25 protein-coding genes are annotated in these 26,568 nt (G+C 55.6%); 13 read left to right on the forward strand and 12 right to left on the reverse strand.

What is annotated here, in order from left to right; all coding sequences use genetic code 11:
* Positions 1-145 precede the first annotated feature (145 nt).
* From CUU80_RS03045 to CUU80_RS03070, 5 genes are all read left to right on the forward strand, one after another.
* On the forward strand, positions 146-691 hold the full coding sequence (locus CUU80_RS03045) for a TetR/AcrR family transcriptional regulator (protein WP_100495876.1): 546 nt from the start codon (positions 146-148) through the stop codon (positions 689-691).
* A 67-nt stretch (positions 692-758) separates the two neighbouring features.
* Positions 759-2,006 carry a CynX/NimT family MFS transporter gene (locus CUU80_RS03050; RefSeq protein WP_100495877.1) on the forward strand — a complete coding sequence of 416 codons (1,248 nt, stop codon included), beginning with the start codon at positions 759-761 and terminating at the stop codon, positions 2,004-2,006.
* A complete protein-coding gene (locus CUU80_RS03055) occupies positions 2,003-2,890 on the forward strand; it encodes an ABC transporter ATP-binding protein (protein WP_100495878.1) in 888 nt (295 codons plus the stop codon). Before CUU80_RS03050 ends, CUU80_RS03055 begins: the two co-directional genes overlap by 4 nt.
* Positions 2,891-3,805: 915 nt before the next feature.
* The gene (locus tag CUU80_RS03065; RefSeq protein ID WP_100495880.1) at positions 3,806-4,258 is read left to right on the forward strand and encodes a hypothetical protein; all 453 of its coding nucleotides are present in this window, start codon (positions 3,806-3,808) and stop codon (positions 4,256-4,258) included.
* 120 nt (positions 4,259-4,378) lie between these two features.
* The gene (locus CUU80_RS03070; protein ID WP_133119390.1) at positions 4,379-4,729 is read left to right on the forward strand and encodes a hypothetical protein; all 351 of its coding nucleotides are present in this window, start codon (positions 4,379-4,381) and stop codon (positions 4,727-4,729) included.
* Between the two features lie 164 nt (positions 4,730-4,893).
* On the opposite strand, the gene CUU80_RS03075 is transcribed toward CUU80_RS03070, so the two are convergent.
* Both CUU80_RS03075 and CUU80_RS03080 read right to left on the reverse strand, forming a co-directional pair.
* Positions 4,894-5,955: a DUF2442 domain-containing protein gene (locus tag CUU80_RS03075; protein WP_207760068.1), complete on the reverse strand. Its 1,062-nt coding sequence runs from the start codon at positions 5,953-5,955 to the stop codon at positions 4,894-4,896.
* Positions 5,956-5,973: 18 nt separating this feature from the next.
* The gene (locus CUU80_RS03080) at positions 5,974-6,636 is read right to left on the reverse strand and encodes a hypothetical protein (RefSeq protein ID WP_100495882.1); all 663 of its coding nucleotides are present in this window, start codon (positions 6,634-6,636) and stop codon (positions 5,974-5,976) included.
* 274 nt (positions 6,637-6,910) lie between these two features.
* Here CUU80_RS03080 and CUU80_RS03085 point away from each other — a divergent pair, with 274 nt between their 5' ends.
* From CUU80_RS03085 to CUU80_RS03105, 5 genes are all read left to right on the forward strand, one after another.
* Positions 6,911-9,166, forward strand: a complete 2,256-nt coding sequence (locus CUU80_RS03085; protein WP_100495883.1) for an HsdM family class I SAM-dependent methyltransferase — start codon at positions 6,911-6,913, stop codon at positions 9,164-9,166.
* The gene (locus CUU80_RS03090) at positions 9,163-9,522 is read left to right on the forward strand and encodes a hypothetical protein (RefSeq protein ID WP_100495884.1); all 360 of its coding nucleotides are present in this window, start codon (positions 9,163-9,165) and stop codon (positions 9,520-9,522) included. The genes CUU80_RS03085 and CUU80_RS03090 overlap by 4 nt, the downstream gene beginning before the upstream one ends.
* Complete coding sequence (locus CUU80_RS03095) at positions 9,519-10,190, forward strand: type II toxin-antitoxin system VapC family toxin (RefSeq protein ID WP_100495885.1); 672 nt, start codon at positions 9,519-9,521, stop codon at positions 10,188-10,190. The genes CUU80_RS03090 and CUU80_RS03095 overlap by 4 nt, the downstream gene beginning before the upstream one ends.
* Positions 10,187-10,495 (forward strand): pyrophosphohydrolase domain-containing protein, encoded by a 309-nt coding sequence (locus CUU80_RS03100; protein ID WP_100495886.1) that lies wholly within the window; start codon positions 10,187-10,189, stop codon positions 10,493-10,495. The genes CUU80_RS03095 and CUU80_RS03100 overlap by 4 nt, the downstream gene beginning before the upstream one ends.
* A 155-nt stretch (positions 10,496-10,650) precedes the next feature.
* Positions 10,651-11,790, forward strand: a complete 1,140-nt coding sequence (locus CUU80_RS03105; RefSeq protein ID WP_100495887.1) for a 4-hydroxybutyrate dehydrogenase — start codon at positions 10,651-10,653, stop codon at positions 11,788-11,790.
* Between the two features lie 142 nt (positions 11,791-11,932).
* On the opposite strand, the gene CUU80_RS03110 is transcribed toward CUU80_RS03105, so the two are convergent.
* Positions 11,933-13,060, reverse strand: a complete 1,128-nt coding sequence (locus CUU80_RS03110; protein ID WP_100495888.1) for a branched-chain amino acid aminotransferase — start codon at positions 13,058-13,060, stop codon at positions 11,933-11,935.
* 351 nt (positions 13,061-13,411) lie between these two features.
* Positions 13,412-14,035: a 50S ribosomal protein L25/general stress protein Ctc gene (locus CUU80_RS03115; protein ID WP_100495889.1), complete on the reverse strand. Its 624-nt coding sequence runs from the start codon at positions 14,033-14,035 to the stop codon at positions 13,412-13,414.
* A 346-nt stretch (positions 14,036-14,381) separates the two neighbouring features.
* Between CUU80_RS03115 and CUU80_RS03120 the strand changes: the two genes are divergently transcribed.
* Positions 14,382-15,380 (forward strand): alpha/beta hydrolase, encoded by a 999-nt coding sequence (locus CUU80_RS03120; protein ID WP_100495890.1) that lies wholly within the window; start codon positions 14,382-14,384, stop codon positions 15,378-15,380.
* A 156-nt stretch (positions 15,381-15,536) separates the two neighbouring features.
* Here CUU80_RS03120 and CUU80_RS03125 read toward each other — a convergent pair whose 3' ends face one another.
* The 3 genes from CUU80_RS03125 to CUU80_RS03135 are packed head-to-tail and all read right to left on the reverse strand — an operon-like array spanning position 15,537 to position 18,451.
* On the reverse strand, positions 15,537-16,961 hold the full coding sequence (locus CUU80_RS03125) for an NAD(P)(+) transhydrogenase (Re/Si-specific) subunit beta (protein ID WP_100495891.1): 1,425 nt from the start codon (positions 16,959-16,961) through the stop codon (positions 15,537-15,539).
* Complete coding sequence (locus CUU80_RS03130) at positions 16,961-17,266, reverse strand: NAD(P) transhydrogenase subunit alpha part 2 (RefSeq protein ID WP_033890970.1); 306 nt, start codon at positions 17,264-17,266, stop codon at positions 16,961-16,963. Before CUU80_RS03130 ends, CUU80_RS03125 begins: the two co-directional genes overlap by 1 nt.
* 21 nt (positions 17,267-17,287) lie before the next feature.
* Positions 17,288-18,451 (reverse strand): Rossmann-fold NAD(P)-binding domain-containing protein, encoded by a 1,164-nt coding sequence (locus tag CUU80_RS03135; RefSeq protein ID WP_100495892.1) that lies wholly within the window; start codon positions 18,449-18,451, stop codon positions 17,288-17,290.
* Positions 18,452-18,726: 275 nt separating this feature from the next.
* Between CUU80_RS03135 and CUU80_RS03140 the strand changes: the two genes are divergently transcribed.
* Entirely contained in the window at positions 18,727-20,763 is a 2,037-nt protein-coding gene (locus CUU80_RS03140; protein ID WP_100495893.1) for an AMP-dependent synthetase/ligase, read from the forward strand.
* Positions 20,764-20,965: 202 nt separating this feature from the next.
* Here the strand turns inward: CUU80_RS03140 and aroQ are convergent, their stop codons facing one another.
* The 3 genes from aroQ to aroC all read right to left on the reverse strand — a co-directional run bounded on the left by aroQ (position 20,966) and on the right by aroC (position 24,383).
* Positions 20,966-21,412 (reverse strand): type II 3-dehydroquinate dehydratase, encoded by a 447-nt coding sequence (gene aroQ, locus CUU80_RS03145; protein ID WP_100495894.1) that lies wholly within the window; start codon positions 21,410-21,412, stop codon positions 20,966-20,968.
* 152 nt (positions 21,413-21,564) lie between these two features.
* Entirely contained in the window at positions 21,565-23,193 is a 1,629-nt protein-coding gene (locus CUU80_RS03150) for a bifunctional shikimate kinase/3-dehydroquinate synthase (protein ID WP_100495895.1), read from the reverse strand.
* Positions 23,190-24,383 carry a chorismate synthase gene (aroC, locus tag CUU80_RS03155; protein ID WP_100495896.1) on the reverse strand — a complete coding sequence of 398 codons (1,194 nt, stop codon included), beginning with the start codon at positions 24,381-24,383 and terminating at the stop codon, positions 23,190-23,192. Before aroC ends, CUU80_RS03150 begins: the two co-directional genes overlap by 4 nt.
* 48 nt (positions 24,384-24,431) lie before the next feature.
* Here aroC and CUU80_RS03160 point away from each other — a divergent pair, with 48 nt between their 5' ends.
* On the forward strand, positions 24,432-24,902 hold the full coding sequence (locus CUU80_RS03160) for a prepilin peptidase (RefSeq protein WP_100495897.1): 471 nt from the start codon (positions 24,432-24,434) through the stop codon (positions 24,900-24,902).
* Between the two features lie 12 nt (positions 24,903-24,914).
* On the opposite strand, the gene mltG is transcribed toward CUU80_RS03160, so the two are convergent.
* Together mltG and ruvX are read right to left on the reverse strand one after the other, a co-directional pair.
* On the reverse strand, positions 24,915-26,093 hold the full coding sequence (gene mltG / locus CUU80_RS03165; protein ID WP_100495898.1) for an endolytic transglycosylase MltG: 1,179 nt from the start codon (positions 26,091-26,093) through the stop codon (positions 24,915-24,917).
* A gap of 10 nt (positions 26,094-26,103) precedes the next feature.
* Complete coding sequence (gene ruvX / locus CUU80_RS03170; RefSeq protein ID WP_243388607.1) at positions 26,104-26,562, reverse strand: Holliday junction resolvase RuvX; 459 nt, start codon at positions 26,560-26,562, stop codon at positions 26,104-26,106.
* Between the last annotated feature and the right edge of the window lie 6 nt (positions 26,563-26,568).

Below are 26,568 nucleotides of genomic sequence, written 5' to 3' on the forward strand. Positions count from 1 at the left end.
GAGCATCAATTATTATCGAAACGCAACGGATGACAACCACTGATATGCGACATTTCTCGCTTATTCGACGATTCGCCTGAATCGTCGAATAACACGCGGCTTATGGACGGAGCAGGAATGACGCTACCAGCAGGACGAAAGGAGCATGGTGACCGATCTGCGCATCGTCAAAACCCGCAAGGCAATCCGCGAGGCGTTTCTACGCCTACGGGCATCAGGAGTTCCGGTCTCGAAGGTCAAGGTCAAGGACATCTGCGACCTTGCGCTCGTCAACCCGAGCACGTTCTACAAGCATTACCTCGACGTATACGACCTCAACGACAAGCTTGAGGACGAGACCATCGACGCGATGCTGGAGCATTACCCCGACAAGGACAAGATCCTGTCCGATCCACCCGCATTCCTCAATGGCTGGAGACCGGCCATCGACAGCCAGATCGACGATCTGCGCGTCCTGTTCGCAGGCCGCCCTGAAGCCATGTTCCGCAAAATCGAATCGATGCTCGTCGAACGTTACTCCGCCCGAGCAGTGAACGAGCGCGAGCGCATCGCCGCCGTCTTCTCCATCGCCGGGGCCCTCCACTCGCTTGGCCTGCTCAAGCTGGAAGGCGGACAAAGCGACGACGAGATCATCGCGGCGGTCGTCGAAAACCTCAACGCCATCGCCGCTCGGATCCCCGACGGACGATAACGAACATCCCCTATACGAATCAACGGCATCATCACACGGATACTCTTTAATCATCTAGTCAATCATCATGGAACAGATAACAGAACATCATCCCATCCCATCGTCGGCATCGCGATTCGCCGCATCGATACTGACCGCGCTGGTCTTCGTTGTCGCACTGAATCTGCGAGCTCCGCTCACATCCGTCGGCCCGCTGCTGCCACGGATAGGGGCGTCCGAACATCTCAACGCGACGATGCAGGGCCTGCTCGGCTCGTTGCCCATCCTCGCGTTCGCCGTCGTCTCCCCGATGGTGCACCGGGCCGCCGAACGCCTCGGCATCGAACGCACCGTGCTGGCCGCAATGGCGTTCCTGACGCTCGGCATCGTGATCCGTTCGGCATGTGGCACCATCGGATTGTGGGTCGGCACGCTCGTCATCGGTTGCTCGATCGCGGTGGGCAACGTTCTGGTGCCGGCCATAGTCAAACGCGATTACCCCGGTCACACATCACTTGCCACCGGCATATACTCCGCATGCATGACCGGTATGGCCGCGTTCGCCTCGGCTGTGACATTGCCCCTGTCCGATGCAATCGGGTGGCGGGGCACGCTCGGCATCTGGGCCATTCCCGCCGGAATCGTCACGCTGCTGTGGTTATGGCGTTCACGGGCGAATGCGCAAAGGACGAACCCGGCTGCGAAGACCGCCGCCGATGCGCAGCCCCGCAGCCGACAGAGTACGGCATCGGAGACCCGACTCCGCGTCTCCATGTGGAAAAGGCCGGAGGCATGGGCCGTCACCCTGTTCATGGGGCTGCAATCTGTGAACTATTACGTGTGCGTCACCTGGCTGCCCACCATCGAGGTCTCCTTCGGCGTGCCCGCCGACCGGACCGGCTGGCATCTGGCGGTCTTCCAGCTCGTCGGTATCGTCATGGGACTGCTCATCCCCGTACTGTTGAAGGGCGACAGCCAGGTCGCCGCCGTTGTCGTCGCCAGCGTGCCATTGGCCATCGGTGCGCTCGGACTGGCATTCGCACCGCAGCTCGATCTGCTGTGGATCATCGTCGCCAGCATCGGCTCGGGATGCTCTCTGGTCGTGGCACTCTCATTGATCGGATTGAAGACCTCGACCACCGAGGAGACGACGCAACTGTCGGGCATGGCTCAATGCGTCGGATACCTGCTCGCCGCAGTCGGTCCCACATTGGCCGGAACGATCTACGACATCACCTCGGGATGGCGGACGGTGCTCATCATGCTGGCCATACTAGCCGTCGCGCAGACCGCCATCGGCATCATCATCGGACGGAATAAGGAAGCGGGGCGATGACCATACTCGGCGAAACACCCTACGACGCAATGGTACTAGCCAGGTCGGTGGGCTACTATCGCAATCGGCGGCTGATCCTTGCCGGCGTAAACCTCACCATTGCCACCGGCGGACGATGGGTGCTGTTCGGGCCGAACGGAGTGGGAAAATCCACACTGCTGGAAATGATCGCGATGCGCGCCTACCCCAACGTCGGCGAACTGCGCGTCTTCGGGGACCGAACAGTCGCGGGCTCGGACCCGGAGCGCCGTCGCACCCGCGTGGCCATCGTCTCGGCAGCGTTCGGGCACAACATCGGGTCGGGAATGAACCCGCTCACGGTCGTCGCCTCGGGGATTCCACGAGGAACGAAGGATTCGGCTGACGAGGCATACGAGAAGGCGTACGCAATGATGCGCCGGCTCGGCATCGCATATCTGGCCGGCAAACAGTGGCGCAACCTGTCCGAAGGCGAACGCACGAGGGTGATGATCTCCCGCGCGCTCGTCTCGCCGGCGGATCTCCTAATCTTCGATGAACCGACCACCGGCCTTGATCTGGGTGGCCGCGAAACGGTATTGCGAGAACTGTCGGCGCTGGCCTCGCGAAGAGACGAGCGCACGATGCTGCTCGTCACGCATCAGGTGGAAGACATCCCCGCCGGATTCGACCATATCGCGATGATGGGCCGAATGATGGAACACGAGTGCATGACATACCTCGACACGCATCCGCGCATCTACGCCACACTTGACGGCAACACGACACCGGGAACCATCACATTCACCGGGCCACTTGACGAAGGACTTACCGACGAACGTCTCGAATCGATATTCGGCGTCCCGCTACACGTAGAGCGAACCGGGCAGCGATGGAGAGCCTCGCACCGGCTGCGTTTCGCATGAGCGGTCCGAATGAACGCCTCGTCGTCGGTTCCAGTGCTCCTCAGTCATTATGCCGCATCCGACTGGGGAGCACTGGAACCGACGCGGACACAACCGGGACACAGCGACCGCGGAAAACAACGAAATCAGCAGCAATCAGCGAAATCTCACGAAAGTCGTCAAAACGGCGTCATTGCAACGAAAACGCACCTAATGAAGTCCTCGGAAACCAGCGAAGCAACCCTTCAAACCAGCAAGGGTCACTCAGCCATCTAGTACAAGTAGCTTACTCAGGACATCTGACGCATAGTCACATCATTCATTGAGGCCCAGCGAAAACTGGATGCGTTTTATTCCGTCAATTATGTTGGATAGCTGTAATCGACTGTAGAATCTCAACAGATTGGAGTCATTTCAATGACCTACATTGAAGATTTACCTGCATATGCTTCGAGCCGAAGTGGTAGCGAGACGCAATGGTGCCAGTCTTCCCGATCTCATTAACGCTTTTTGTCGAATACGTTGCCGAGGCCAGGCAAAGCGAGATTGAAGCTGCAGGTAAAACACTGCATCCGCTCTCTACGGATTCCGCTCTACGCACCGATACTGACTTTGATGCTTTCGAACGTCAAATACTTGACGACGACAAGAACTAACTTCGTTACTCTTATAACAAATTCACACGCCATTGCTCTCCAAATACTAGCTGCTCCTGCATCATGCATTAAGTCAGCACACCATGCCCGCTCGTGAAAATATGCATTTGAGTGAGCAATGACTGCCGAAGAAACAAATATATATATTCTGTAATAGAGCTATACTCAACGGACGAAATTGACGCCGCGCTCTCCAATGTTGTAATCTGGTGCGGTTCTCCCAAGTCAGCTGACTTGAGCGGGCCATTGATGACCTGTACACATCACCGGGAGGACGCTGATGAACGATAAGACCGCACCATTCAAACTTGTATGTCTGATTTGTGGCAAATCGATTAGTCTTCTTGACGCTGATTTATTCGACGAAGATTCGAACGATAAAAGCTTCTTGCCTAATGGCGCGATGGAGCTATGCTCATACGGACATTACGGCACTACATTCTTCGACCCTTGCGATGGAACGCAGGTTGCCGCTCTCATCTGCGATGAGTGCATGGAGGAACGCAGCAGCCGACTTCTCTATATCAACAAACAACGTCAGCTCAAACCATTCGACATCGCAATGAAAGAACTTGAGGAACGATGGAAGGCCGAGAAAGCTGAACGCGAAGCAAATCCCGTTGTCCCTCAATTTCTCCCTGAGGAGCGGCAAGTGGATGAGGATGGCTACCCGATTATCAACGAGGAGTCTTTCCGCACAATGCTCCCGGAAAAACCATCAACGAACAATTAACCGACAACCTCCCACCAACATAATCGGCACCATCCAAATACGACAGGAACAATCATGACTAACGGATTCACCGCACCTTTCTACTAAGCGACTATTGCCTAGTTCGAAAGGAACATCACCATGTCTCGAACATGGAAAGACCGGCCATACCGAATCATGGAGGCCGAAGCCAAGCGCGCGGGATATACGCACAACACATACTGGCTACTCCCCTATAGCGTATCGCGAGAACCTGTACCTGATGTAACGTCATATGCTTATGCCACCAGCTGCAACGCGCACATTCCCGCACGCCGTATACGAGACTATCGATGGATTGAGGATGATTGGATTCCCGATTACGGAGCCAGCCACCGCGTTCGCAAAGCACTCAACGCCGCACCCATCGCAGCCAACAACGGCTACGATATGCGCGACTGGGACGATCCCATCGCATATCAGAGACGACGACGCTGGATTATCGGAGAATGATCGATAATGTGTGCTGTGCTCGCAACAACTCGTTCGCGAGCGCAGCACACTCCTACCAATGCAGCAAAAGAACATAACTAAAGATAAGAGGCTGATATGTTTTCCGATTTTGTGAAAACATATCAGCTCCAGTCTTTTAAGACTCCGATAGAGTTCGATTGCCGCTAGTTACTCGTTCCGCCACTTTCCTCACAATCATCAATGTCGATGGTGAATGTCTTTCCGAGCGCGGTGCAGTAGTCAGCCAGATAGTCGAGCAGACTAGCCCGGCTAGAACCATCTTCAGCCTTCCACAGCTCCGAGGCGGAGATGCCAGTACGTTTTGACATCTCTTCCAAGTTGATGCCAGCTTGTTCACGCATGGCAACCATGAGCTTACAAATCTGCTGTTGTTTCTCAAGATTACGGCTTGCCAAGGAATCCGACTCTCTGCCAGACTGAGCAAAGTCTTTTCTCAACTGTTCAATCTCAGTCTTCGAATCCTCCGCTTTCTTCTTTCGCTCTTCCTGATCCATGCGTTCAAGCTCATCCGAAGAGGGCATCGGACCAGGAAGCAACGGAGCTCCAGGTTCAAGCATCCATTCAGCGCGGTCTGCTTCTTCGCCCCACTTGTCCTCTAGCTTGTCCGTAACAGGGAAGCCTTTATCTGTTACAAATACAATCGGAGAGCCATCAGGGCCTTTATCGCCCACTTTCGGCCAATCCTCTGGATACGTCCAATGTTCGATCACAGACTCACAATCCGTCCAAATACGTTCCGGCGCGATGTCGATATCCCCCGGCCAGCATGCTGTGCAGCCAGCCACATGCACCTTATTGAAGAAATCCACATCCTTTAATTTGGCAAAAGCGGGCCAATCCAGATATGGATTCATGTCGAATACACCGTGACGCCCGTCATTGAATCGCACTTCGATCCAATAGTCTTCCAACGGGAGCGCTTCGACTACTTCAGGAGTTCCGCCTGACCAAATCTCACTAGTGTCAATTACCCTATGTGCATATTTGTCATAGCACCGCACACCGGAGCGCTTCGGGGGTTTCGGATCCAACCTTTCAGAAGGGTTTTCAGACGCCTGCACATAATCACGACTATGCTTCGCAAGATAATGCATATACTCACGTAGCTTGCTTTCCAAAGTCGCGCTCTCCATGAGCATTGCTTTATTGGCCCGATACCAAGTCATCACACCGACCGGTACTTGAACAATCACGTTATCCGCCATAGTTGCACCTCAATTACACTAATCCCATAAATCGTAAATGTTGTCGGCAATCCAATGCCAGACGCGCTGTGCTTCAACACGGATACGTTTAGCGATCTCCTCGGCTTCTTTCATGCCGAAGACCCGGCAATATTCGCGGTAACGTGAATCCGCTCCATACGGAAGCCATTTATCCGCTAACGCAAGCACATTGGACGCGTACTCTAAATCCTCACGCCATGCACAGTAAGCGATTCCAAGCTCTCGCACCGACAAGCGTTCTTTGTAAAATCGCGGCTTATCCATCCGCTCCAAGAGTGCCCATCCCGGTTCAGAATCCAGCCATCGTTCCAAATCCGCATCATCGCGTTGTATCAGCCATCGAGATTTATCGTCATACCCCTGAGGCCTGCTCATGCATCGTTTTCCCATTGCGGCAAGCATTTTCGACATGCGCAGACTTTCCTTACGGCCCAAACCCCAGACGTCTTCGTCGGTAAACCCATCGGTTCTCAGCTGTTGAATCCGATACCATTCCACGCGAGCATCACTGTACCGTTTCATTATGGGGTCAACAACAATTCCAAACGCATCAGTCGCCTTCCACAGCGCTTTCCCGATGGGTCTCGGAATAGCTCGCAGCATCTTCGTCAGCTCACCATTACCGTTATTGTTGTTCCTGTTGTTTCGGCTATTGGCCATAGGCGGCTCCTCTCTGAACTTGCAATACTGCGATTAATAAGCATACTGCGACTTAAAACATTAGTTCGAGGCCGACGCGGCAATACACCGCGCCGACCTTCTTTCTACCCTAAGGAGAGCTTTGCCATGCTCACCAATTCCGAATACTATCACACATCAAACCTATATGTGAACCACATTCACATTTGATTTTTTGGAATTTCAGTTATACACTCACAATATAACCTGTGAATAGGGTCACACCAAGTATAACAACATGGGAGTCACAGTGGATATGGAACACGACAAGCCTGCGAAGTGGTCATTCACCGAGAACACGCTCTCCTCCGCCGATATTGCCCGTATGGCCGGCGTACGCCCATCCGCAGTATCGAACTGGCGCAATCGAGAAAACAAGAACTTTCCAAAACCCGTGGACTCCAAAGACGGCCGTCCCCTCTTCGACTATGACGAGGTGGCAGCATGGCTCACCAGCAATAACATCGCGTTCGAAGACACTCGTATGGAACAGGCCGCGTGGTCGTTCTTTGACCGTTGGCGCAACCAAGCCGACCCCATGGCAATGATGTCGCTGCTCCTGTGGTCGCTTTGCGCTCGTAGTGCAGCCAACAGCCTCCACTGCGAGGTCGAATGGCAAGCATTCCTTTCCAAGGTCGACGCCGAGCAATCATATACGGATGCATGCCAGCAACTGGTCAACGTCTTGCTCAACGCATACGACGGCAACTCCACCGCAGCAGCCCGCCTCGCCCTAACGCCACCGTCCGAAATCGAACAGCTGCAACCGGATGAACTAGCTGAACTGCTTCACTTCGCAAACAATCTCTTCGCCCTCGGCACCGACAAAATGAATCAACTCGTATCGATAGTGCTTGAACGCACCATCATCAGCCAAGGACGTATGAGCGGTGAATTCGGATGCCCGAAATCACGCGTATCGGTTTTGCTAGCCAAACTTGCCGCTGCGCACATTAACAAACACGAGTCCGGCAAACAATCCATCATCGCGTACGATCCCGCATGCGGCATCCTTGAAAGTCTGCTTCAATTGGGCAGCATCATAGACAAAGACATCAACACACAGCAGCCTGCAGTCGGAGATAATCAACAAAGCAATAGCGAGCGCACCATCAAATTCCATTGCGCCGATATCAACGTTCGCACATCGACCATTGCCGCACGCCGGTTCCTTCTTGCCGATCTCACAGGCGTTTCGCTTGATATCCATACGCAAGATTGCCTTGTGCAGGATTCTTCTCCTTACACGCGAGCAGATGTCGTTGTATTGGAGACACCGTTCGCCCTGAGATGGGAGCCGAATGACACGGATCTGCGTTGGCGATATGGTATGCCCACGAAAAACGATTCAGCTTTGGCATGGGTGCAGGATGCGCTCGCACATCTTTCCGACGTCGGACGCGCATTTGTCGTAACCTCTGGAGGCCCATTGTTCAGGGCAGGTTCCGAAACCGATGTGCGGCGTGCTCTAGTTGCCGCAGGATGCGTGGAGGCAATCATCGCTTTGCCCTCCAACTTGTATGTCAATACGTCGATCCCTACGTTCCTCTGGGTGTTGACCCCTCCAAACAAAACCCGCGATACGGTGAGCATGGTCAGCATGACTGTAGAAAGTGATGCATATGGCGTGCAGGATAAGCCAATCGAATGGATGGAGCAGACACTGAAATGGTTCGCGCATGGTTCTTTGCTTCCCACGCGTCCTCTTATAGCTCAAACCGTTCGCTCGATTGAATTGTTAGGCGATCCGCAGGTCAATTTGTTGCCATCGCAATGGCTCGACGCAGACAAACAGACCCCGGACGAAATCGAACTTACCTATACGCAGCAGCAGGATGCTCTGACACCTATGAACGTTCTGGCGTCCAAGGCTTTTGAGACTTTGCAGCAGTTTGACGCACAGGGTTTGGATTGCCGTGGTATTACCACTGTCCGCTTGGGAAGCATCGCCACGATAAGGCAAGGGGACTATAAGCCAGAGCGCAAGTCAGGGTATGCGTTGCACGAACAAGTTACGCCGGAAGATGTGGTCACTCCAGACGATGTGAGCGCTCATCAACTGCGAGAGTTGGATTCAACGCAGGAATCTAAAGAAGGCAACAGAATCACCGTAAAGAATGATATTCTGCTGATTTCCGGCGAACTTGCCAAAGCTGTGGTGGATGAATCTGGCGGACGCCGCGTGCATAAAAATGTGCACATCGTCAGATTGATGGATGAGCAGCGCTGGAACCCACAATACGTGGCAATCATGGCAGAAGGTACTTGGAGCCGCGATCGGCAGACACCTTCCATATTTGTTAAAGGCATTCGACCGGCTCAATTGCAGATTCCTGCACTGCCTTTGGATCAACAGAATCGTGTAGTCGCCTATGCGCACGCTGTGGAAACACTGCGGCAGAGCGTGGAACTATACCGTACTCAACTTGATACGGTAACTAGCGCCATTCGACACGGTGCAGCTATCGGCATGAATGCCCGCAAACAGTCAAAAAGCGACCAGGAACAATGAAGCGTTCACTACTGTGCGTATATGCGTTCTCGTTACCGGTAATCATGGGCTTTGCCATCGACACATATATCAATGCCGTTCGCAGCAGCAGCAAGACCGTTCATCGCGACGAGACTCAAACCTCAAATTTGAGCTCTTCTCCCCTAATCAGTCTCGATGAGGCTATCGAAATGACTGGCTTACAGAGCGAAACTATTCAGACTGGCTTAAAGGAACGAAACGTTCCTCTCATTATGCATGGCAACCAAAAGTTCTATCCGCAAGAAGAAGTGCTGCTTCTGCAGAAACAGCTTCGGTACAACAAACTTGAGGCACTGGATGAGCTTGACGAATTGTTGGAAAGGTGGGGATTGTGATTGACTACGGCAGGCATGGCGGCTGCATACGTCGAGTTTTGCTCGATACCAATATTCTCGTCAACTCCACTGCACGCAAATGGATTTACGCCTTCTACCGCGAAGACGCTCCATTCGAACCTTATACCAGTCGTCAGCTTGTCGGCGAAACCAGCATAGTGTTAGCGCGAATACGTAGAGAAAAGTACAGCAAAAACAGGCAATGGAAAATCCCGGAAAAGGAGAACAACGTACTCCCAATATTGCTCAAAAACATTGCGGAACTTACTCCACGTACAGATCGTCGGCTTACTCGCGATAGTTTCATAGGTTCCGACCGCGGCGACATGTTCCTACATTCGATAATGGTATGCAACGAATGCAGCTGCCTAGTGACCAACGACAGGAAACTCTATGGATGGCTCAGTGATGCGCAACGAGCAGAATTGGGGTATGAGGTCATGACCGCAGACATGTTTCTATGCTCTCTAGCCGAAGATGGTTCGACATTGCTAAAGACTCTCAACTATCAGTTCGAACAGTATGCTTCTACCAACGCAACGCCGTATTCGCGCATGGTATCAGACCTCAAGCGCGCGCAATGTCCAACGTTCGCCAAGCTCATAGATGGCATGGCGCAACCACCCCACGCTCAAACCAACACAACAATAAAGGAGCATCAATCATGACCAGCAACGCACGAATTCTACATATCGGCAATGTGGAGCCATTCCGCAAAGATTTGTTGCATCAAGACAAGCCTCAGGCACTCAAAGTTCTTGAAGAAGCCGCCGAAGTGGTGGAAGCCTTCAAAGACTGGAACAAGCACGGTCAAACATCTGAGCAACGTCATGATTTGATTGACGAATGCGCCGATGTAATTCAGGCAACGACTAATCTCATGGCCGCCATGAACTTCACTGACGATGAAATCAGTCAAGCCATTAAAGATTGCTACGCACGAAATGCCGCGCGAGGCCGCATGACACTGTAAGAATCGGAAAACAACATCATCCGCCGGCCCTTTTCCTTGTCTTCCTCATCATCTCTTCTTCTGTAATCACGGCCACAAGCAACATCGCGGACATGAATCGGGATTAGCATCGGGCGCAATAATCGAACATTATCAACGCAATGGAGGATCACACCATGAAGATGCTCACTGTCGGACCAAAAGACATCTACCAGTTTGCCACGGTCAAAGAGTTCACGAAAGAATTCAAGCTCGGCGCGAATGATCTGGTGGTCAGCATCGGCATGATTTATGACGCATTCCTGAAGCCGTATCTCAACGGCGCGAACGTGCTGCTGGTGGACAAGTACGGCAATCAGGAGCCGACCGATGTAATGATCGACGCCATCATCCAGGATGCCGGCCAGTTTAGCTACAACCGTATCGTTGCCATCGGCGGCGGTGCGGTGATGGATATGTCAAAGATTGTGGCTGTGGCCGGCGGTGCCAGTATCGATGATGTGATTGACCATCTGCCGGACTTTAAGCGCAAGGTTGGACTGGTTCTCGTGCCCACTACCTGCGGCACCGGCAGCGAAGTCACCGAAATCGCGGCCATCAATCGCACACGTCTCGGCTGCAAGGCGGGCATCGCAGGCCCGGAGATGTTCGCCGATCATGCCGTGCTCATCCCTGAACTGCTCTACGGTCTACCGGACCATGTGTTCATGACCAGCTCCTTGGACGCGCTCGTGCATTCGGTCGAGTCCACGCTCTCCCCCAACGCCACACCATATACGCGCCTGTTCGGCTACGAAGCCATGAAGATGATCGTCAACGGATATAAGGCGATCGTCGCCGCGGGACCGGCCGGCAGCAGCGAGCGTCGCGCCAAGCGCAATGAACTGATGAATGATTTTCTTATCGCTTCCGATTACGCTGGCATCAGCTTCGACACCGGCGGGTGCGCTGCCGTGCACGCGTTGAGCTATCAGTTGGGAGGCAAGTATCATGTGCCGCATGGCGAATCGAACTATGCGATGTTCACCGGTGTGCTGCGCAACTACATGGAAATCAAATCCGATGGTGAGATCGCGAAGCTGAACGCCGTGCTCGCCGAGCTGCTCGACTGCGATGTGACGAACGTGTATGACGAACTCGAAACGCTGATCAACCAGTTGCTGCCGAAGAAGGCGCTGCACGAATACGGTGTGACGCGCGAGGATCTGCCGGAGTTCACGGAACGCGTGATGACCACGCAGGCGCGACTGATGCGTAACAATTTCGTACCGCTCGACACCGCCCGCGTGCGCAAGATTTTCGAAGAGTTGTACTAAAAAGCCTAGCAACAGTAATAGTTCACGGAGGGGCTCCCGAAAATACTCTGCTGTTTATCTGCGGAAGCCCCCAAAAGCGATGAGGCTCCTGCGAACACCGAAGTCCACAGGAGCCCCACTCAACCATTAATGAGAATGGTTATCAACACACCTTCCACATCCAATTGTGCGGATCCTCGATCTCGCCCAGCTGAATGCCAAGCAACTGGTTGCGCAGAGCCACGGTCAGCTCACCAGAGCCACCGTCAGCAACGGTGACGTCGAACTTCTCGGACTTGAAGCGCCCGATCGGGGTGATGATGGCGGCGGTACCGCAGGCGAACACCTCGGTAACCTCACCGGACTTGATGTCTTCAAGCAGCTGGTCCAGAGCGATCATGGTCTCGACCACATCATGGCCATCGTCTTGCAGCAGCTGGATGAGGGAACGACGAGTGACACCAGGCAGAATGTTGCCGGTCAAGGACGGGGTCTCCACGTGGCCGTCCTTGTGTACGACCATCATGTTCATGCCGCCGAGCTCTTCGAGGTAGGTCTTGGTGGCAGCATCCACGAAGCAGACCTGCTCGCAACCATTTTCGATGCCGGTGTACTCGCCGAGCAACGAAGCCGCATAGTTGCCACCGCACTTGGCGAAACCGGTGCCGCCAGGGCCGGTGCGGAACCACTTGTCTTCAACCCAGATGCTCACGGGCTTCACACCACCCGGGAAGTACGGGCCGGAAGGAGAAGCGATCACGCAATAATCCACTTCCTGCGGGGCACGCACACCAAGGAACGGCTCAGAAGCGAACATGAACGGACGCATATACAGCGTGTACTCACGACGAGACGGAACCCAGTTGGCATCACGCTTGACCAGCGCAGCCACAGAGCCGAGGAAGTCATCAATCGGCAACTCCGGCAGGTACAGACGCTTGGCGGAGTTCTGGAAACGCTCGGCGTTTGCGTCCGGGCGGAACAGCCAAGTGGAACCATCGGCATGACGATATGCCTTCAGACCTTCGAAGCATTCCTGTGCGTAGTGCAGCACGGAAGCACCCGGATCCATCTTCAGCGGAGCGTACGGCTCAACGCGACGATCAGACCAACCTTCACCCTTGGTCCAGGTCATGTGGGTCATGTTATCGGAGAACACCTGACCGAAAGCCGGCTTATCGATGAGAGACTGACGCTTCTCATCAGAGGCAGGGTTGTCGTTAGGCAGTACGGTGAACGGTTCGGTGAGCTTATCGAGCGCCGCCGGATCGTGATGCGTGTTTTCAGTCATTGCTAACTACTTCTTCTTGACTTTGGCGGGACAAACCGCCGATGGGGTTATGCTTGTGCGCTTGTGGCGCAGGCTCTGTTGGATACTTTTGCACACTGTTGCCTGACGAGTGCAGGAGCGTTCACATGGTGAAAACCGGTACGCCGCGTCTGCGATATCTCGCGCACAGTACCATTGCTCGGATTCAATTCCGCAAACAAATTCCACGACAATTGCGGCAAAGCGTCGTAATCAAGGAAGCCCGCGCCATTCATACAGGCGCGGGCTTCCTACAACTATCTTGCACGCTACGCGCATAATGCACGTATGCAAATCAGCTGCAATACGTCAACTTAATGTTGACGATTGAACTCACTTGGCGTCGGCAGCCGGAGCAGCATCAGCAGCGGCAGCGTCAGCAGCCGGAGCAGCAGCCTCGGTGGACTCGGCGGCATCTTCCGGCACCTCGACGGTGACGACGGACTCTTCCGGATCCTCAACGTCCAGCTCAACACCCTCGGGCAGGACAACGTCCTTGGCGAAGACCTTGGTACCATCGGTCAGGCCGTCGACGTTCACGACGATCTTCTCGGGCAGGTTGGCCACATCGGCGCGGACCTTGAGCTCCTGAATGTCCACGAAGGCCACAGCAGCGCCCTTCGGGGTACCCTCGACGAACACCGGCACCTCGACGTCGATCTTCTCGCCGGCCTTGACCTCAAGGAAGTCAATGTGCTCGATGATGCGCTTGACCGGGTTCTTCTGCACGTCCTTGACGACAGCCATCTTGGTCTCGCCGCCGAAGGCGATGGTGAACAGAGCGTTGGTGTGACGCAGAGCCAGAGTGGTCTCGCGCATCGGCAGGCTCACGAAAGCGGGCTCCTCGCCACCGGCGTAGATGGTGGCCGGGATCTTCTTGGCAACGCGCAGACGACGGGCAACGCCCTTGCCGAACTCGGTACGGGCTTCACCCTCAAGCTTGATGTTGGTAGCCATAACAGGCACTCCTTGTATTTTTCCGGTGTTACTTATCGTTTTGTCTGTTTGACGCCACGACGCGCCGCAGAACACACCCAAGGAGGTGAAATTTTACGCCGAGTCGATAACGGAAGAAGCGGACTCTTTCGGGACCATTTCTTCCCTCGCCAAAGCAACACGCTTTGACTCGGGCCTAAGTCGCACGGTAAACCGCGCTCCCCTCGCCTACAAACAGCCCACCGGGCTGTCTGCTTCACGGCTCAGCCTTGCCAAAGCAACAGTTGACAAGTATATACACCATGGTCAGACATGCAACTTGGCTACAATAAAGAGTGCATCTATCGTGGGGGGAATCGAGGCCGCAATGCAGCGCATCGCCAGAAATGTCATCATTGCAACAGGAGCCGCAGCCGCAGTGCTTAGCGCCGGCACTTTTGCTATTGCCGATTTTATGGTTCATCTTTCGCTCGATAAACGATGCACCGGCTGGATGGAAAAACTGATGTCCCATGGGGCCGCGGCCGATTATCTTCAGACGCCCCACGCGGATGCCGCCGAAGAGTATGAAGCGGCACAATGGTTCGCAGACGCTAAGCAGCCAGTTACCACGTTCAGCGAGGACGGCTTGAAACTGCACGGATGGCTGTTTGATTCCGATTGCGTCTCCCCCCGCCCGCATCTGTACGCCATCTGCATGCATGGATACACCGGCACTCCCGCCGAGATGGCGAAATATGCGCATCGATTCGCACGACTTGGATTCACCGTACTGGTTCCGGCGCAACGTTGTCATGAATTGAGCGAGGGCAGATTCGTAGGCATGGGTTGGCTTGAGCGTCGTGATCTGATGTGCTGGATTCGACTGATTGTGGAAAGCGATCCTGAGGCTCGCATCTTATTGGATGGCATATCGATGGGCGCGGCAACGGTGATGATGGCCGCAGGCGAACCTGATTTGCCTCGCAATGTGGTAGCTGCCATCGAGGATTGCGGCTATTGCTCGGTATGGGAGCAATTCCTCTATAACGCAAAGGGCATGTATCATCTTCCCCGTCGGTGGATGGCCGTACCGACGGTGGCCGCCATGAGCCTCATCTCGAAGCATCTAGCCGGATACGACTTCAAAGAGGCTTCCAGTATCAACGCTCTTCGACATACCACGATCCCGATGATGTTCATTCATGGCAGTAACGACACGTTCGTCAATCCGGTTTTTCTTGATCGCAACTTTGCGGCTTGCTCAAGTATCGACCGTGAACGATTGCTCGTTCCAGGTGCCGCCCACGCCATGAGCGCCAGCACTCATCCTGAACTGTATTGGCGCCGTGTCACGAATTTCATTACACGCACATTCAAACTGTAGAACCATAAAAAAACTCCCCTCATCGAGGGGAGTCAATATCGCTTCAATATCAGGCCAACAATGTAATTGTTTGCGTAATGCGTGCGGCTTCTAGGCGCACCGAAGGAAGCGGTACGCAGGGTACCGCGACTGAGGAGCGACGACGAAAACGCTCCATTACGCGAGCAATTCCTTGACGGCGTTGATGACGGCTTGCAAACTCTTCTTCGCGTCGCCAAACAGCATCTGCGTGTTGTCCTCGAAGTAGAGCTCGTTCTGGATGCCAGCGTAGCCCATGCCGCGACCGCGCTTCATAACGACCACGTTCTGGGCCTTGTCCACGTCCAGAATCGGCATGCCGGAAACCGGAGTGCCAGGACGACGTGCAGCAGGGTTGGTCACATCGTTGGCACCGACGACCAACGCCACGTTGGCCTGCGGGAACTGTGGATTGATCTCATCGAGATCGACCAGCTCCTCGTACGGCACATTGGCCTCAGCCAGCAACACGTTCATGTGACCAGGCATACGTCCCGCCACCGGGTGGATGGCGTAGGAAACCTCAACGCCATGAGCCTTGAGCAGTTCACCCAGATCGGCGAGTTCACGCTGAGCCTGTGCCTGAGCCAGACCGAAGCCGGGCACGAAGATGACCTTTTCGGCGTAGACGAGCTGGACAGCCAGATCATCGGCCGTAGTCTCCTTCATGGTGCCTTCCGGACCGTCGCCGGCCGCTGCGGCTCCGGAACCTCCGCCGAAGCCACCCGCGAGAACAGACAGCAGCGGACGATTCATAGCCTGCGCCATGAGGATGGACAACGTCACGCCAGCGGAGCCGACCAAGGCACCAGCCACGATGAGGGCCACGTTATCGATGGCCAGACCGGACATGGCCACAGCCGTACCGGTGCAGGCGTTGAGCACGGAGATCACGACGGGCATATCGGCACCGCCGATCGGAATCACGAAGACCAAGCCATAGCACAGCGCGAACACGGTGGTCAGCACGGACCACAGCAGTCGCTGTTCGGGCTGGACGCACAGCATGACCAACGAGGCGATGGACAGGACCGCGAACAGTACATTCCAGATGCCTTTGCCCGGCAGAGCAAGCTTCTTCACCCACTTGATGCCCTGCAGCTTGCCGGCGGCGATGAGCGAGCCAGTGAAAGTCACGGAGCCGATCAGAATGCCGAGGCCTGCGGTAATGAGCACCACGATGTCAGGCGTGCCATCCTTGGTCAGGATGTCGTTGAGGGCCACGAGTGCGGCAGCACCGCCACCCACCGTGTTGAATACGGAGACCAGCTGTGGCATATCGGTCATCTGCACCTTCTTGGCGGAGACCACGCCGGCCACCGCACCAATGAGGATGCCCACAACAAGCACCACAACGGCAATGGTGTTGATGAAACCCTTGGCGAAGAGCACGACGAACGCCATCAGCACGGCGACGACCATGCCAAATGCGGAAATCTGGTTGCCCTTGCGCGCGGTCTTCGGGGAGTTCATGAAATGCAGACCGACCACGAACATGACGGCCGAGAACAGGTAGACGAACCATGCGACGATGTCGATGGTTCCCACGGTTGCGGAGGTCATTACTTCGACTCCCCCTTCTTCTCGTTCTTGTTGGACTTGAACATCTCCAGCATGCGATCGGTGACCACATAGCCGCCGACCACATTCATGGTGCCGAGCACTGCGGCAAGGAAGATGAAAACGTAGGCGAGCGGCGAGTTGGCTTCCGCGGCTACAATCACCACGCCGACGATAACAATGCCGTGGATGGAATTCGCGCCGGACATCAGCGGCGTGTGCAAAGTGGCAGGCACCTTGCCGATCACCTCGATGCCGATCAGCAGGGCAAGCACGAACAGGGTGATGGAAACGACGAGAGTAGGCATGATGTTCCTTCTTCCTCTTCCTTAGTTGCCGGCCTGATTGGGTTCGACTGCATCCGGCTGCGTCGCGACTCGACCGGCAACGACCAATGCGTCATCAAGCTCTTCGCTCAGATCCTGGCCGAGCTTGCCGTCGCGCACGAAATGGACGAGGATGTCGGCCACGTTGCGCGCAAGCAGGTTGGATGCGGTGGTGGCCACGCCCGAGGCGAGGTAGGGAGCGCCAATCAGCTTGACGCCGCCTTCCGTCACCTGTTCGCCGATCACGGAACCTTCCACATTGCCGCCAAGATCGGATGCCGCACAGTCTACGATCACGGCACCGCGATGCAATCCCTTGACGCCAGCGGCGGTGAGCAGCACTGGAGGCTTGCGACCGGGAACCTTGGCGGTGGTGATGATGATGTCGAAGCCGGCGGCCTTCTCATCGACTGCGGCCTGCTGAGCGGCCTGCTCTTCAGCCGTCAAGGCGCGAGCATAGCCGCCTTCGCCCTGTCCTGCAGAGAAGTCAAGTCCAAGGTCCAGGAACTTGGCACCCAACGACTCAACTTCTCCCTTGGATGCGGGGCGCACGTCATAAGCGGTGACCACTGCGCCGAGTCGACGCAGCGTACCGATGGCCTGAAGTCCGGCGATACCTGCGCCCAGCACCAATGCCTTGGCGGGGCGGATGGTGCCTGCTGCAGTGGTCATCATCGGCAGGAATGAGCCGTAGGCATCAGCTGCAGCGATGGCGGCCTTATAGCCCATCACGGAATTCTGCGAGGTCATTTCGTCCATGGACTGAGCGCTGGACAGCTTGCGCGGCAGTTTTTCGATGCCGATACCCACCAAACCAGCCTGTTCGAGTGCAGCAATGTAGTCGGCATCGGTGAATGAACCGAGCATGCCGATCACCCACTGTCCGGCCTTCAGGGACGCTACGATCTCCGAAGAAGGACGATCCACGAAGCCGAGCGCATCGGCTTCGGCCATTACTTCATTGCGGCTGGCCACCTTCGCACCAGCCTTTTCGTAATCTTCATCGGTGTATTCGGCGGCAATGCCGGCACCCGATTCAATAATCGAGGAGATTCCGCTCCTCTTCAGCCGGGTGACGATATCCGGCGTCAGTGCGACGCGAGATTCCGTTGCCGACGTTTCATTGAGAACGCCGAACACCACGGTGGCTTCTTGGTTTTGCGCCATGAGAGCCCTTTCTTTTTCGTTGCTCAAAACGGACATAACGTCCATCGGACATAATTATCCGAAGGTAAGTGTAGCCGAAAGCTACGAATCCAAGGCATACAGCAGGTGATTTTGGACAGGGCTCGGTTGAAGCATCACCGCAAAACCTACGGTTACGTAGGGTTTTCCTACGGTTGCGTAAGGTGACGAGTTCTACTGCGCCTATTACAATTGGCTGGTTGAGAAGCGTTCGCCTTATCGGCCGGACGACACTGAAAGGTTTACAGGAGTAAGACTTGTCGGTTATCAATTCCTTTACGCAGCACACCATCAACCTCACCCGAAAAGCGCTCCGGTTGGGATCCGACTTCGTTCACCCGGTTCATGACGACACCCCGGATGAGCCCGATTATCTCTCGAATGCGGATGTTCCCGCGGAGACGGACATCGCCTTGCCTCATACCGACGATTGGGACGATGGTCATATGACCGTCACCGATATCGATCCGGTTACCGGACTACTGACCACCTCCACTGAAGGCAACCCGCCGCTGGACGAGGGCATGTCCATCTATGATCTGTATGCGGATCGTGCCGCACGCATGGGTGATGAGCCGCTCTACACCTATAAGGCGGGTGACGAATGGACCACCGTAACCGCCAATGAATTCCTTGCCGATGTACGCGCCGTGGCCAAGGGTCTGTTGCACTATGGTCTGAAGAAGGGCGATGGCGTCGCTTTCATGTGCCGCACTTCTTACGAATGGGATTTGACGGATGCCGCCATCATGGCTTGCGGCGGCGTGCTGGCCACTATCTACGACACCGATTCCGCCGAACAGATCCGCAACATCGTGAACAATTCGGATGCCCGTCTGCTCATCGTGCAGGACACCGCCATGCGAGACAAAGCAGACGGTGCCGTGGAGGAATGCCCCTCCCTTGAGCACATCATCACGATCGAGACCGGTGGACTCGACGAGATCAAGGCGTATGGTGCCGGGGTTTCAGATGAAGAACTCGATGAGCGCATCGATTCCATCAAAAAGACCGACCTGTGCTCCATCGTGTATACTTCCGGTTCCACGGCTGCGCCGAAGGGCGTGGAGATGACACATGAGCACTACTGCCAGACCGCGCTGAATCTGCCCGACTATATGCCGGACCTGTTGCACGACAAGAAGAACACCATTCTTCTGTTCCTACCGCAGGCGCATTCTTTCGCCCGTGCCATCAACTATATTGTGGTGGCGTCCAACATTCACATCTATATCGCCACCGGCATCAAGACGCTCATCGCCGACTTGCAGGTGGCCAAGCCGTCCATCATGATCGTGGTGCCCCGTGTGCTGGAGAAGGTGTACAACGCCGCCTCCCAGAAGGCCGGTCATGGCCCCAAGGGCGTGGTGTTCGCCTCTGCGGTGGTGGCCGCGCAGAACTATATGAAGGAGATTTCCGCAAACGGCAAGGCCGGTGCCCTGACCCGCACCAAGCGCGCCGCATTCGATCCGGTGGTGTACTCCTCGTTGCGTGAGGTACTGGGTGGCCGCGCAAAGTGGATCGTGGCCGGCGGCGCTCCGTTGGATCCTGAACTGCTCGCATTCTTCCGCGGTGCCGGCGTGCCGGTCTACGAAGGTTATGGTCTGACCGAAACCACTGCCCCGTGTGCGTTCAACCCGCTGGGCACACCGTTCCATGCCGGGTCCGTGGGCATCGCATTCCCCGGATTCTCGTTGCGTATCGCCGAAGATGGCGAGATTCAGGTCAAAGGCCGTGCCGTCTTCCCGCGTTACCACAAGAACGATGAAGCCACCGAACTGTCCTTCACCGAGGACGGATGGTATGCCACCGGCGATCTCGGCCGTATCGATAACGACGGCTTCCTGTACATCACCGGCCGCAAGAAGGACCTGATCATCACCGCAGGCGGCAAGAACGTCTCCCCCGGTCCGATCGAAGAGGTCATCCAGCGTTGCGAAATCGTCTCGCAGGCGCTGGTGCTGGGCGACAAACGTCCGTTCATCTCTGCGCTTATCACGCTGGATGAGGAGGCGCTGCGTCCATGGTTGGCCGCCAAAGGCTTGGATGAGAATATGTCCATGGAGGACGCCACGCAGAATGCCGCGGTACGCGCTGAGGTACAGAAGTGGGTCGATCAGGCCAACGAAGGCGTTTCCCGTGCCGAATCGGTGCGTAAGTTCATTCTTTTGCCCGAAGAGTTCAGTCAGGAGAACGGCCTGATGACCGCCTCCATGAAGGTGATTCGTCCGAAGGTGATCAAGCGCTACACTACACTGCTGAACACGCAGATGTACGTGGCTCGCAAAAAGTAAGCCCAGTAAATAAATATGGGTGAGGTACGAAGTGCTGTATCTCACCCATAGCAATGCAAAACGGTGTCGCCCCGCTTTCGGTAGGAAGCAAGAGCGACACCGTTTTGCATGTAGACAATGTTTAAGGCTTAAGCCGCAACAATCCGGGCAATCCCGAACATCCTTTTCGCTGTATGCCGTACTGAGGAGCGCCTTCGACGCATCAGTTGTTGACAAGATGTGCGATGGATTCGAGTGCCAGCTTGTAACCGAAGAATCCCATGCCAGTGATGGTACCGGTAGCGACTGGTGAAATCACGGAGCGTTTACGGAATTCATCACGCGCGGACGGATTGGAGATATGCACTTCCATCAGCGGCAGTCCTGCGTCACCAACCATATGCGCGGCGTCTGCCAGCGCATAGGAATAATGGGTGAATGCCGCAGGGTTCATCACGACCGGTGTCTTCTCATCGGCAGCCTGATGCATCCAGCGAACCATCTCCGCTTCATCATCGCTTTGGCGTACCTCGACGTCAAGCCCCAATTCCGCGCCCCAAGACGTGCACAGACGTCGTAACTCCTCCAAATCCTGCCGGCCGTATACGTCCGGCTGACGCACACCAAGACGTCCAAGATTGGGCCCATTGACAACGATGACTTTGGTCATGATCGCTCCTTTGATCAGTGGCAGAGTTGGGTGGAATAATCTCCCGCTAAGAAACCTGTAATGAGGTTTTCTGAGTGACTCATCTCATGAGAAAAGAGCCACTCAGAAAATGATGTGTAGAACAAAACAGAGACGCAACTTCGATGGCCGGATCAGTGCTGGATCCGCTCGAATGCTTCGCGCACGGCATCGGCGGGCGGATTGTCGAGATGCACCACATGTCCGATGGAATCGAGCACCACGAAACGCAGCTCATTGCCACGAGCCTTCTTGTCGCGATGCATCAGCGCAAGCACATCATCGAACGAACCGTCATGCCATGAGGTCGGCAGTCCCAAAGAGGCCAGCAGCGTACGATGGTAATCCACCAGATCACGATCGATATAGCCCAAGATGCATGCGAGCTCCGCCGCGTACACCATGCCTACCGCCACCGCGTTGCCATGCCGCCAGCGGAAGTGTTCCAGTTTCTCGATGGCATGTCCCAACGTGTGTCCGTAATTGAGGAATTCCCGCAGTCCTTTTTCCTTCAGGTCAGCGGAAACATGACGGGCTTTGACGCTCACCGTACGCTCGATAAGTTCACAAACCACGTTCTCCAACGGTGTACCCAGAAAATCGGCACCGTTGAAAGCGCGCAGCTCATCGGCATGAGCCTCCAACAACGAAAGAATTTCGGGGTCACCGATGAAGCCGGACTTGGCCACCTCGCCCAATCCTTCGATGAAGATGTCGTTAGGCAGTGAGGCCAAGGTCTTGGTATCGGCCAATACGCCGGCCGGCGTATAGAACGATCCCACAAGATTCTTGCCCTGCGGCGTATTGATACCGGTTTTGCCTCCGGTGGAGGCGTCCACCATGGCCAGCAGCGAAGTTGGGCAATTCACATACCGCACTCCGCGCATCCAAGTAGCAGCGACAAAGCCAGCCAAATCAGTAGCGGCACCACCGCCGAGTCCTACCACGGCGTCGGACCTGGTGAAGCCTTCTTCGCCGAGACGTTCCCAAATGCCGTTGGCCACGGCACTGGTTTTACCGGATTCGGCATCGGGAATCACGATATCGGACACCTCATAGCCGCTTTGACGAAGCAGCGCGCGTGCTCGATCGGAATGACGCTGTACCGGCTGCGTATGAATCAACGCAACACGCACCGGCTTGTCTCCGAGTACATCGGCCAAATGGTTCATCGCGCCTTGTCCGATGGCCACATCATATGGATCAATCGAAGTTCCGGTAACATGTACGGTTCTCTGCGAAACCATATCAATCACCTTTCTGGCCGCTCCCTGAGGGGTCATGCCACGAGTATGTACATGAACGTTCGCAACCGAGCGGAATACCGGATCGCGTTGGGCGAACAGCATCTTCCAGCGGGCGTTGGCATCACCATTGAGCATGGGACGGCCGCCTCCACGGTTCGCGCGTTCCATGGCCTCCGCAGGATCTGCATCAAGGTAGACCACACGTCCGCCATCTTCGATGTACGAAGCCAACGCATCCTGAGTGGATGCCGTCATTGGGGCACCGCCTCCCAGGGAGAAGATACCGTCGAAATCCTCCAGATAATCCGCGATGAGCTCGGCTTCGACTTTACGGAACGCCGGTTCGCCATAGCGCTCGAAGTATGCAGGAATTTTCATTCCCACTTCACGTTCGATCTCTACATCGGCGTCGGCGAATGGCAGATGCATGATATGCGCTACCTCTTTGCCGACGCGGGTTTTGCCCGCACCCATCATACCGATGATGACGGCGCGGGGACGTATAGCCTTGCTCACCTCATGTGCTCCGGCCAGGAAGCGAGATACTGCTCGCAATTACGACGTGTCTCCTCAACGCTGTCTCCGCCGAACTTCTCCAATGCATACTTGGCCAAGGTCAGCCGTACCATGGCCTCGGCCACCACGGCGGCGGCGGGCACGGCGGTCGAATCCGAGCGCTGGTTGATGGCGGCGGCGGCTTCTCCGGTCAGCACATCCACAGTACGAAGCGCTCTGGGGATGGAAGGAATCGGTTTCATGGCTGCACGTACGCGAATCGGTTGTCCATTGGACATGCCGCCCTCAATGCCACCGGCACGGTTGGTCAACCGCGTGATATGTCCGTCTTCTCCCGGCACCATCTCATCGTGGGCCGCAGAGCCGGGACGCACCGCTTCCAGGAAACCATCACCGATTTCCACACCCTTGATGGCCTGAATACCCATTACGGCACCGGCAAGCGCCGCATCAAGACGACGGTCGGATTCCACGTACGTGCCCACACCGGCAGGCATGCCGTAGGCGATGACTTCAATAACACCTCCGACGGTATCCGCATTGGACTTGATCTCATCGATACGCGCGATCATGCGCTTCTCGGCGGCCTGGTCCAAGGTGCGTACCGGTGAAGCGTCAAGCGCGGCTACATCATCAGGGGTGGGCAGCACGGCGTGGTCGGCATCCTCAACGCCGGCGCCGCCAATAGAAATCACATGGGAGACAGTGCGTACGCCCAGTGCCTGCTCAAGGAACTGGCGCGCCACCTCGCCCAAAGCCACACGGGATGCGGTTTCGCGCGCGCTGGAGCGCTCAAGCACCGGACGGGCGTCATCGAACCCGTATTTGCGCATACCGGTCAGGTCAGCATGGCCGGGACGGGGACGGCTTAGCGGAGCGTTGCGCCCCTCACGCGGCAACTCATGGTCGAGCGCATCCGCACTCATGACTTCAGTCCATTTGGGCCATTCGGTATTGGCGATTTCGATGGCTACCGGCGAACCCAACGTCAACCCGTGACGAACGCCAGTAAGCAGTCGTACTTTGTCCTGTTCGAACTTCATACGCGCACCACGGCCATAGCCGAGACGTCGACGGGCCAATGCCGCAACAATGTCGTCCGTGCTAATACGAATGCCAGCTGGAAGTCCTTCAATCATGGCCACCAGCGCTTCGCCATGCGACTCCCCTGCCGTCTGCCAACGCAACATAGCGTTCTCCTCTTTCGTCGGTCGATAACTAGGGGATAATGGTAAGCCATGCCATACCTGTTCACGTTGCCCGGTCTGCTATGTGGGCTCGCCTTGTCCATTGAAGATCTGCGGCACCGCCGCGTACCGGTGATCTGGATGATGATCGGCGCTATACTCCAGCTTGTTGCAGATTTCGCCTACGGTGTGTGGACGAATGACTTATTTGCGCTGTTGCAGGCCTTATTGTTCGCCGTGCTGTGTGCATTCATTCAACTCGCTTTAGCGTTGGCGGCACCGAAATCGCTGGGCTTCGGCGATGTGACGGCCATGATTCCGATGGGATTGGCAGTTGGTTTGCTGGGGCTGACTTACATTGTGGTCTGGTGGCTGGCGATGGGTGCATGCGGACTGCTGTGGATTGTGCTGTGGACCAAATTCGATCCACAGCGCAGTACGGCATATGCAAGGAAAATCCCCTATGTTCCGGCGATACTGGCAGGAGCGACCGTCTCGGTTGCCTTGGCCGCTATCGCGTGACGATACGGAATCCTACTGATTGTCAGCCTGCCATTGACGCAGCTCAGCCACATTCTGTTCATGTTCCTCTGCCGTAACAGCGAACTTCGTCTCGCCGGTGTTGAGGTTCACGGTGCAGAAGTACAGCCAATCACCATCTTCGGGGTGCAATGCCGCCTGAATGGCATTGTCTCCCGGGTTGCTGATCGGCGTCGGCGGCAAGCCCGCGATCTTGTAGGTATTGTAGGGGTTCGAATCATCTTCAATCATGGCTGTAGTGACCTGCGCCGGCTTCACGTCATTGCCATAGGCAACGGTGGAATCCATACCCAAGGTCATACCTTGTTCCAGACGATTCTCGATGACACGCGTCACCTTGCCGTAATAATCTTCTTTGTTGACTTCCGCCTCGGCGATAGATGCGATAATCATCACCCGTTCACGCTCGGAGCCGGTAGGCACCCCCAGCTCATCAAGTTTGGCGATACGCTTGTCCACCATGGTCTTGAGTATTTCCGAAGCGTCTTTCATGCCTTTGACGTTATAGGTACCGGGCTCGAACCAACCTTCAAAGCTTCCCGCTGCTTCATCCGGAAGAATTCCCTTGCCTTTATTCTTGACAATGGCATCGAAATCGCTCTGGTCAATGCCTGAAAGCTGCGCGGCCGAAGCGATCACGGCGGAAGCACGTTCGCCAGGCTTGACCTCAAGGAAACCGGAAGCCTGATTCGGATCCGACAAAATGGCAATCACATCTGAAGCCGCCATATGCTGCTTCAACGCGAAGGTTCCTGGATATAGCGTGACATCGTTGGCGTCCACCACGCTGGTGAAAGCCGCAGTGGACTTGATGATTTCGGCTTTCAACAGGTTATTAGCGACCTCGGCTGCGCCTTCCCCTTCAGCAACAGTGAACTGCACCTCGCCGTCACCGGGCCCCGGATAATCCGCGATGGCCGTGGTCTGGGTATGACTATCACGCCATGTGATAACCTTGCTCACGCCAGCATATCCTATGCCAATAAGCAACGCCGCTATGATGACGGCAATGATGATGCCGCCCATCTTTTTACGTTTGCGCTGTGCGCGACGTTGACGCATCTCCTTGCGAGATTTCGGTGGCTGAGGCGGCTCGGAAACACCGCCAGCCTCATCTCCTGAGGAAACCCAGTGCGCGTTGTCTCCGAAAAAATCATTAAAATCATCAGACATGACCGGTACCTCACTGTTCCCTTGCGCGGTCAAGCGCCGTCTGCAAAATCACCACTGCCGACTGCTGATCCACTACCGGCCTATGCTTGTTCGAGGACCTATGTGCCTCAAACAACTGACGATGCGCGCTGACTGTCGTCAATCTCTCATCCACCAATGATACCTGCGGAATCTGGTGTTCCTCCTCATAACTGTCTTCGCTCTGCGTCTCAAGCCTTTTACTGAGATTGGCCGCCCAACGACGTGCCTTTTTGGCGCTCTTGCCTTCAGTACCGTCCATTTGCAACGGCAAGCCCACTACAACGTGAGTCACATGCTCGTCTTCTATGACGTCAAGAACCTCATCGATAGCAAAGAAGTAGTCACCGCCGACATGAATATTGCCGGCGGGGTGTGCAAAGGTAAGCTCCGGGTCGGACAATGCAAGTCCGACCCGAGCATTACCGAGATCAACGCCTAACCAGACCACGGGCTT

Origin of the sequence: Bifidobacterium scaligerum, from assembly GCF_002802865.1 — a bacterium.
GTDB classification, from domain to species: domain Bacteria; phylum Actinomycetota; class Actinomycetes; order Actinomycetales; family Bifidobacteriaceae; genus Bifidobacterium; species Bifidobacterium scaligerum.

Bases quoted from the DNA above. Each gene is read 5' to 3' on its own strand.
- CUU80_RS03115 (WP_100495889.1), bottom strand. From the start codon at position 14,035: ATGGCTACCAACATCAAGCTTGAGGGTGAAGCCCGTACCGAGTTCGGC.
- CUU80_RS03075 (WP_207760068.1), bottom strand. From the start codon at position 5,955: ATGGCGGATAACGTGATTGTTCAAGTACCGGTCGGTGTGATGACTTGG.
- CUU80_RS03085 (WP_100495883.1), top strand. From the start codon at position 6,911: ATGGAACACGACAAGCCTGCGAAGTGGTCATTCACCGAGAACACGCTC.
- CUU80_RS03105 (WP_100495887.1), top strand. From the start codon at position 10,651: ATGAAGATGCTCACTGTCGGACCAAAAGACATCTACCAGTTTGCCACG.
- CUU80_RS03130 (WP_033890970.1), bottom strand. From the start codon at position 17,266: ATGCCTACTCTCGTCGTTTCCATCACCCTGTTCGTGCTTGCCCTGCTG.
- CUU80_RS03065 (WP_100495880.1), top strand. From the start codon at position 3,806: ATGAACGATAAGACCGCACCATTCAAACTTGTATGTCTGATTTGTGGC.
- aroQ (WP_100495894.1), bottom strand. From the start codon at position 21,412: ATGACCAAAGTCATCGTTGTCAATGGGCCCAATCTTGGACGTCTTGGT.
- CUU80_RS03100 (WP_100495886.1), top strand. From the start codon at position 10,187: ATGACCAGCAACGCACGAATTCTACATATCGGCAATGTGGAGCCATTC.
- CUU80_RS03045 (WP_100495876.1), top strand. From the start codon at position 146: ATGGTGACCGATCTGCGCATCGTCAAAACCCGCAAGGCAATCCGCGAG.
- CUU80_RS03120 (WP_100495890.1), top strand. From the start codon at position 14,382: ATGCAGCGCATCGCCAGAAATGTCATCATTGCAACAGGAGCCGCAGCC.
- CUU80_RS03160 (WP_100495897.1), top strand. From the start codon at position 24,432: ATGCCATACCTGTTCACGTTGCCCGGTCTGCTATGTGGGCTCGCCTTG.
- aroC (WP_100495896.1), bottom strand. From the start codon at position 24,383: ATGTTGCGTTGGCAGACGGCAGGGGAGTCGCATGGCGAAGCGCTGGTG.
- mltG (WP_100495898.1), bottom strand. From the start codon at position 26,093: ATGTCTGATGATTTTAATGATTTTTTCGGAGACAACGCGCACTGGGTT.
- CUU80_RS03135 (WP_100495892.1), bottom strand. From the start codon at position 18,451: ATGGCGCAAAACCAAGAAGCCACCGTGGTGTTCGGCGTTCTCAATGAA.
- CUU80_RS03110 (WP_100495888.1), bottom strand. From the start codon at position 13,060: ATGACTGAAAACACGCATCACGATCCGGCGGCGCTCGATAAGCTCACC.
- CUU80_RS03090 (WP_100495884.1), top strand. From the start codon at position 9,163: ATGAAGCGTTCACTACTGTGCGTATATGCGTTCTCGTTACCGGTAATC.
- CUU80_RS03070 (WP_133119390.1), top strand. From the start codon at position 4,379: ATGTCTCGAACATGGAAAGACCGGCCATACCGAATCATGGAGGCCGAA.
- CUU80_RS03080 (WP_100495882.1), bottom strand. From the start codon at position 6,636: ATGGCCAATAGCCGAAACAACAGGAACAACAATAACGGTAATGGTGAG.
- CUU80_RS03125 (WP_100495891.1), bottom strand. From the start codon at position 16,961: ATGACCTCCGCAACCGTGGGAACCATCGACATCGTCGCATGGTTCGTC.
- CUU80_RS03050 (WP_100495877.1), top strand. From the start codon at position 759: ATGGAACAGATAACAGAACATCATCCCATCCCATCGTCGGCATCGCGA.
- CUU80_RS03055 (WP_100495878.1), top strand. From the start codon at position 2,003: ATGACCATACTCGGCGAAACACCCTACGACGCAATGGTACTAGCCAGG.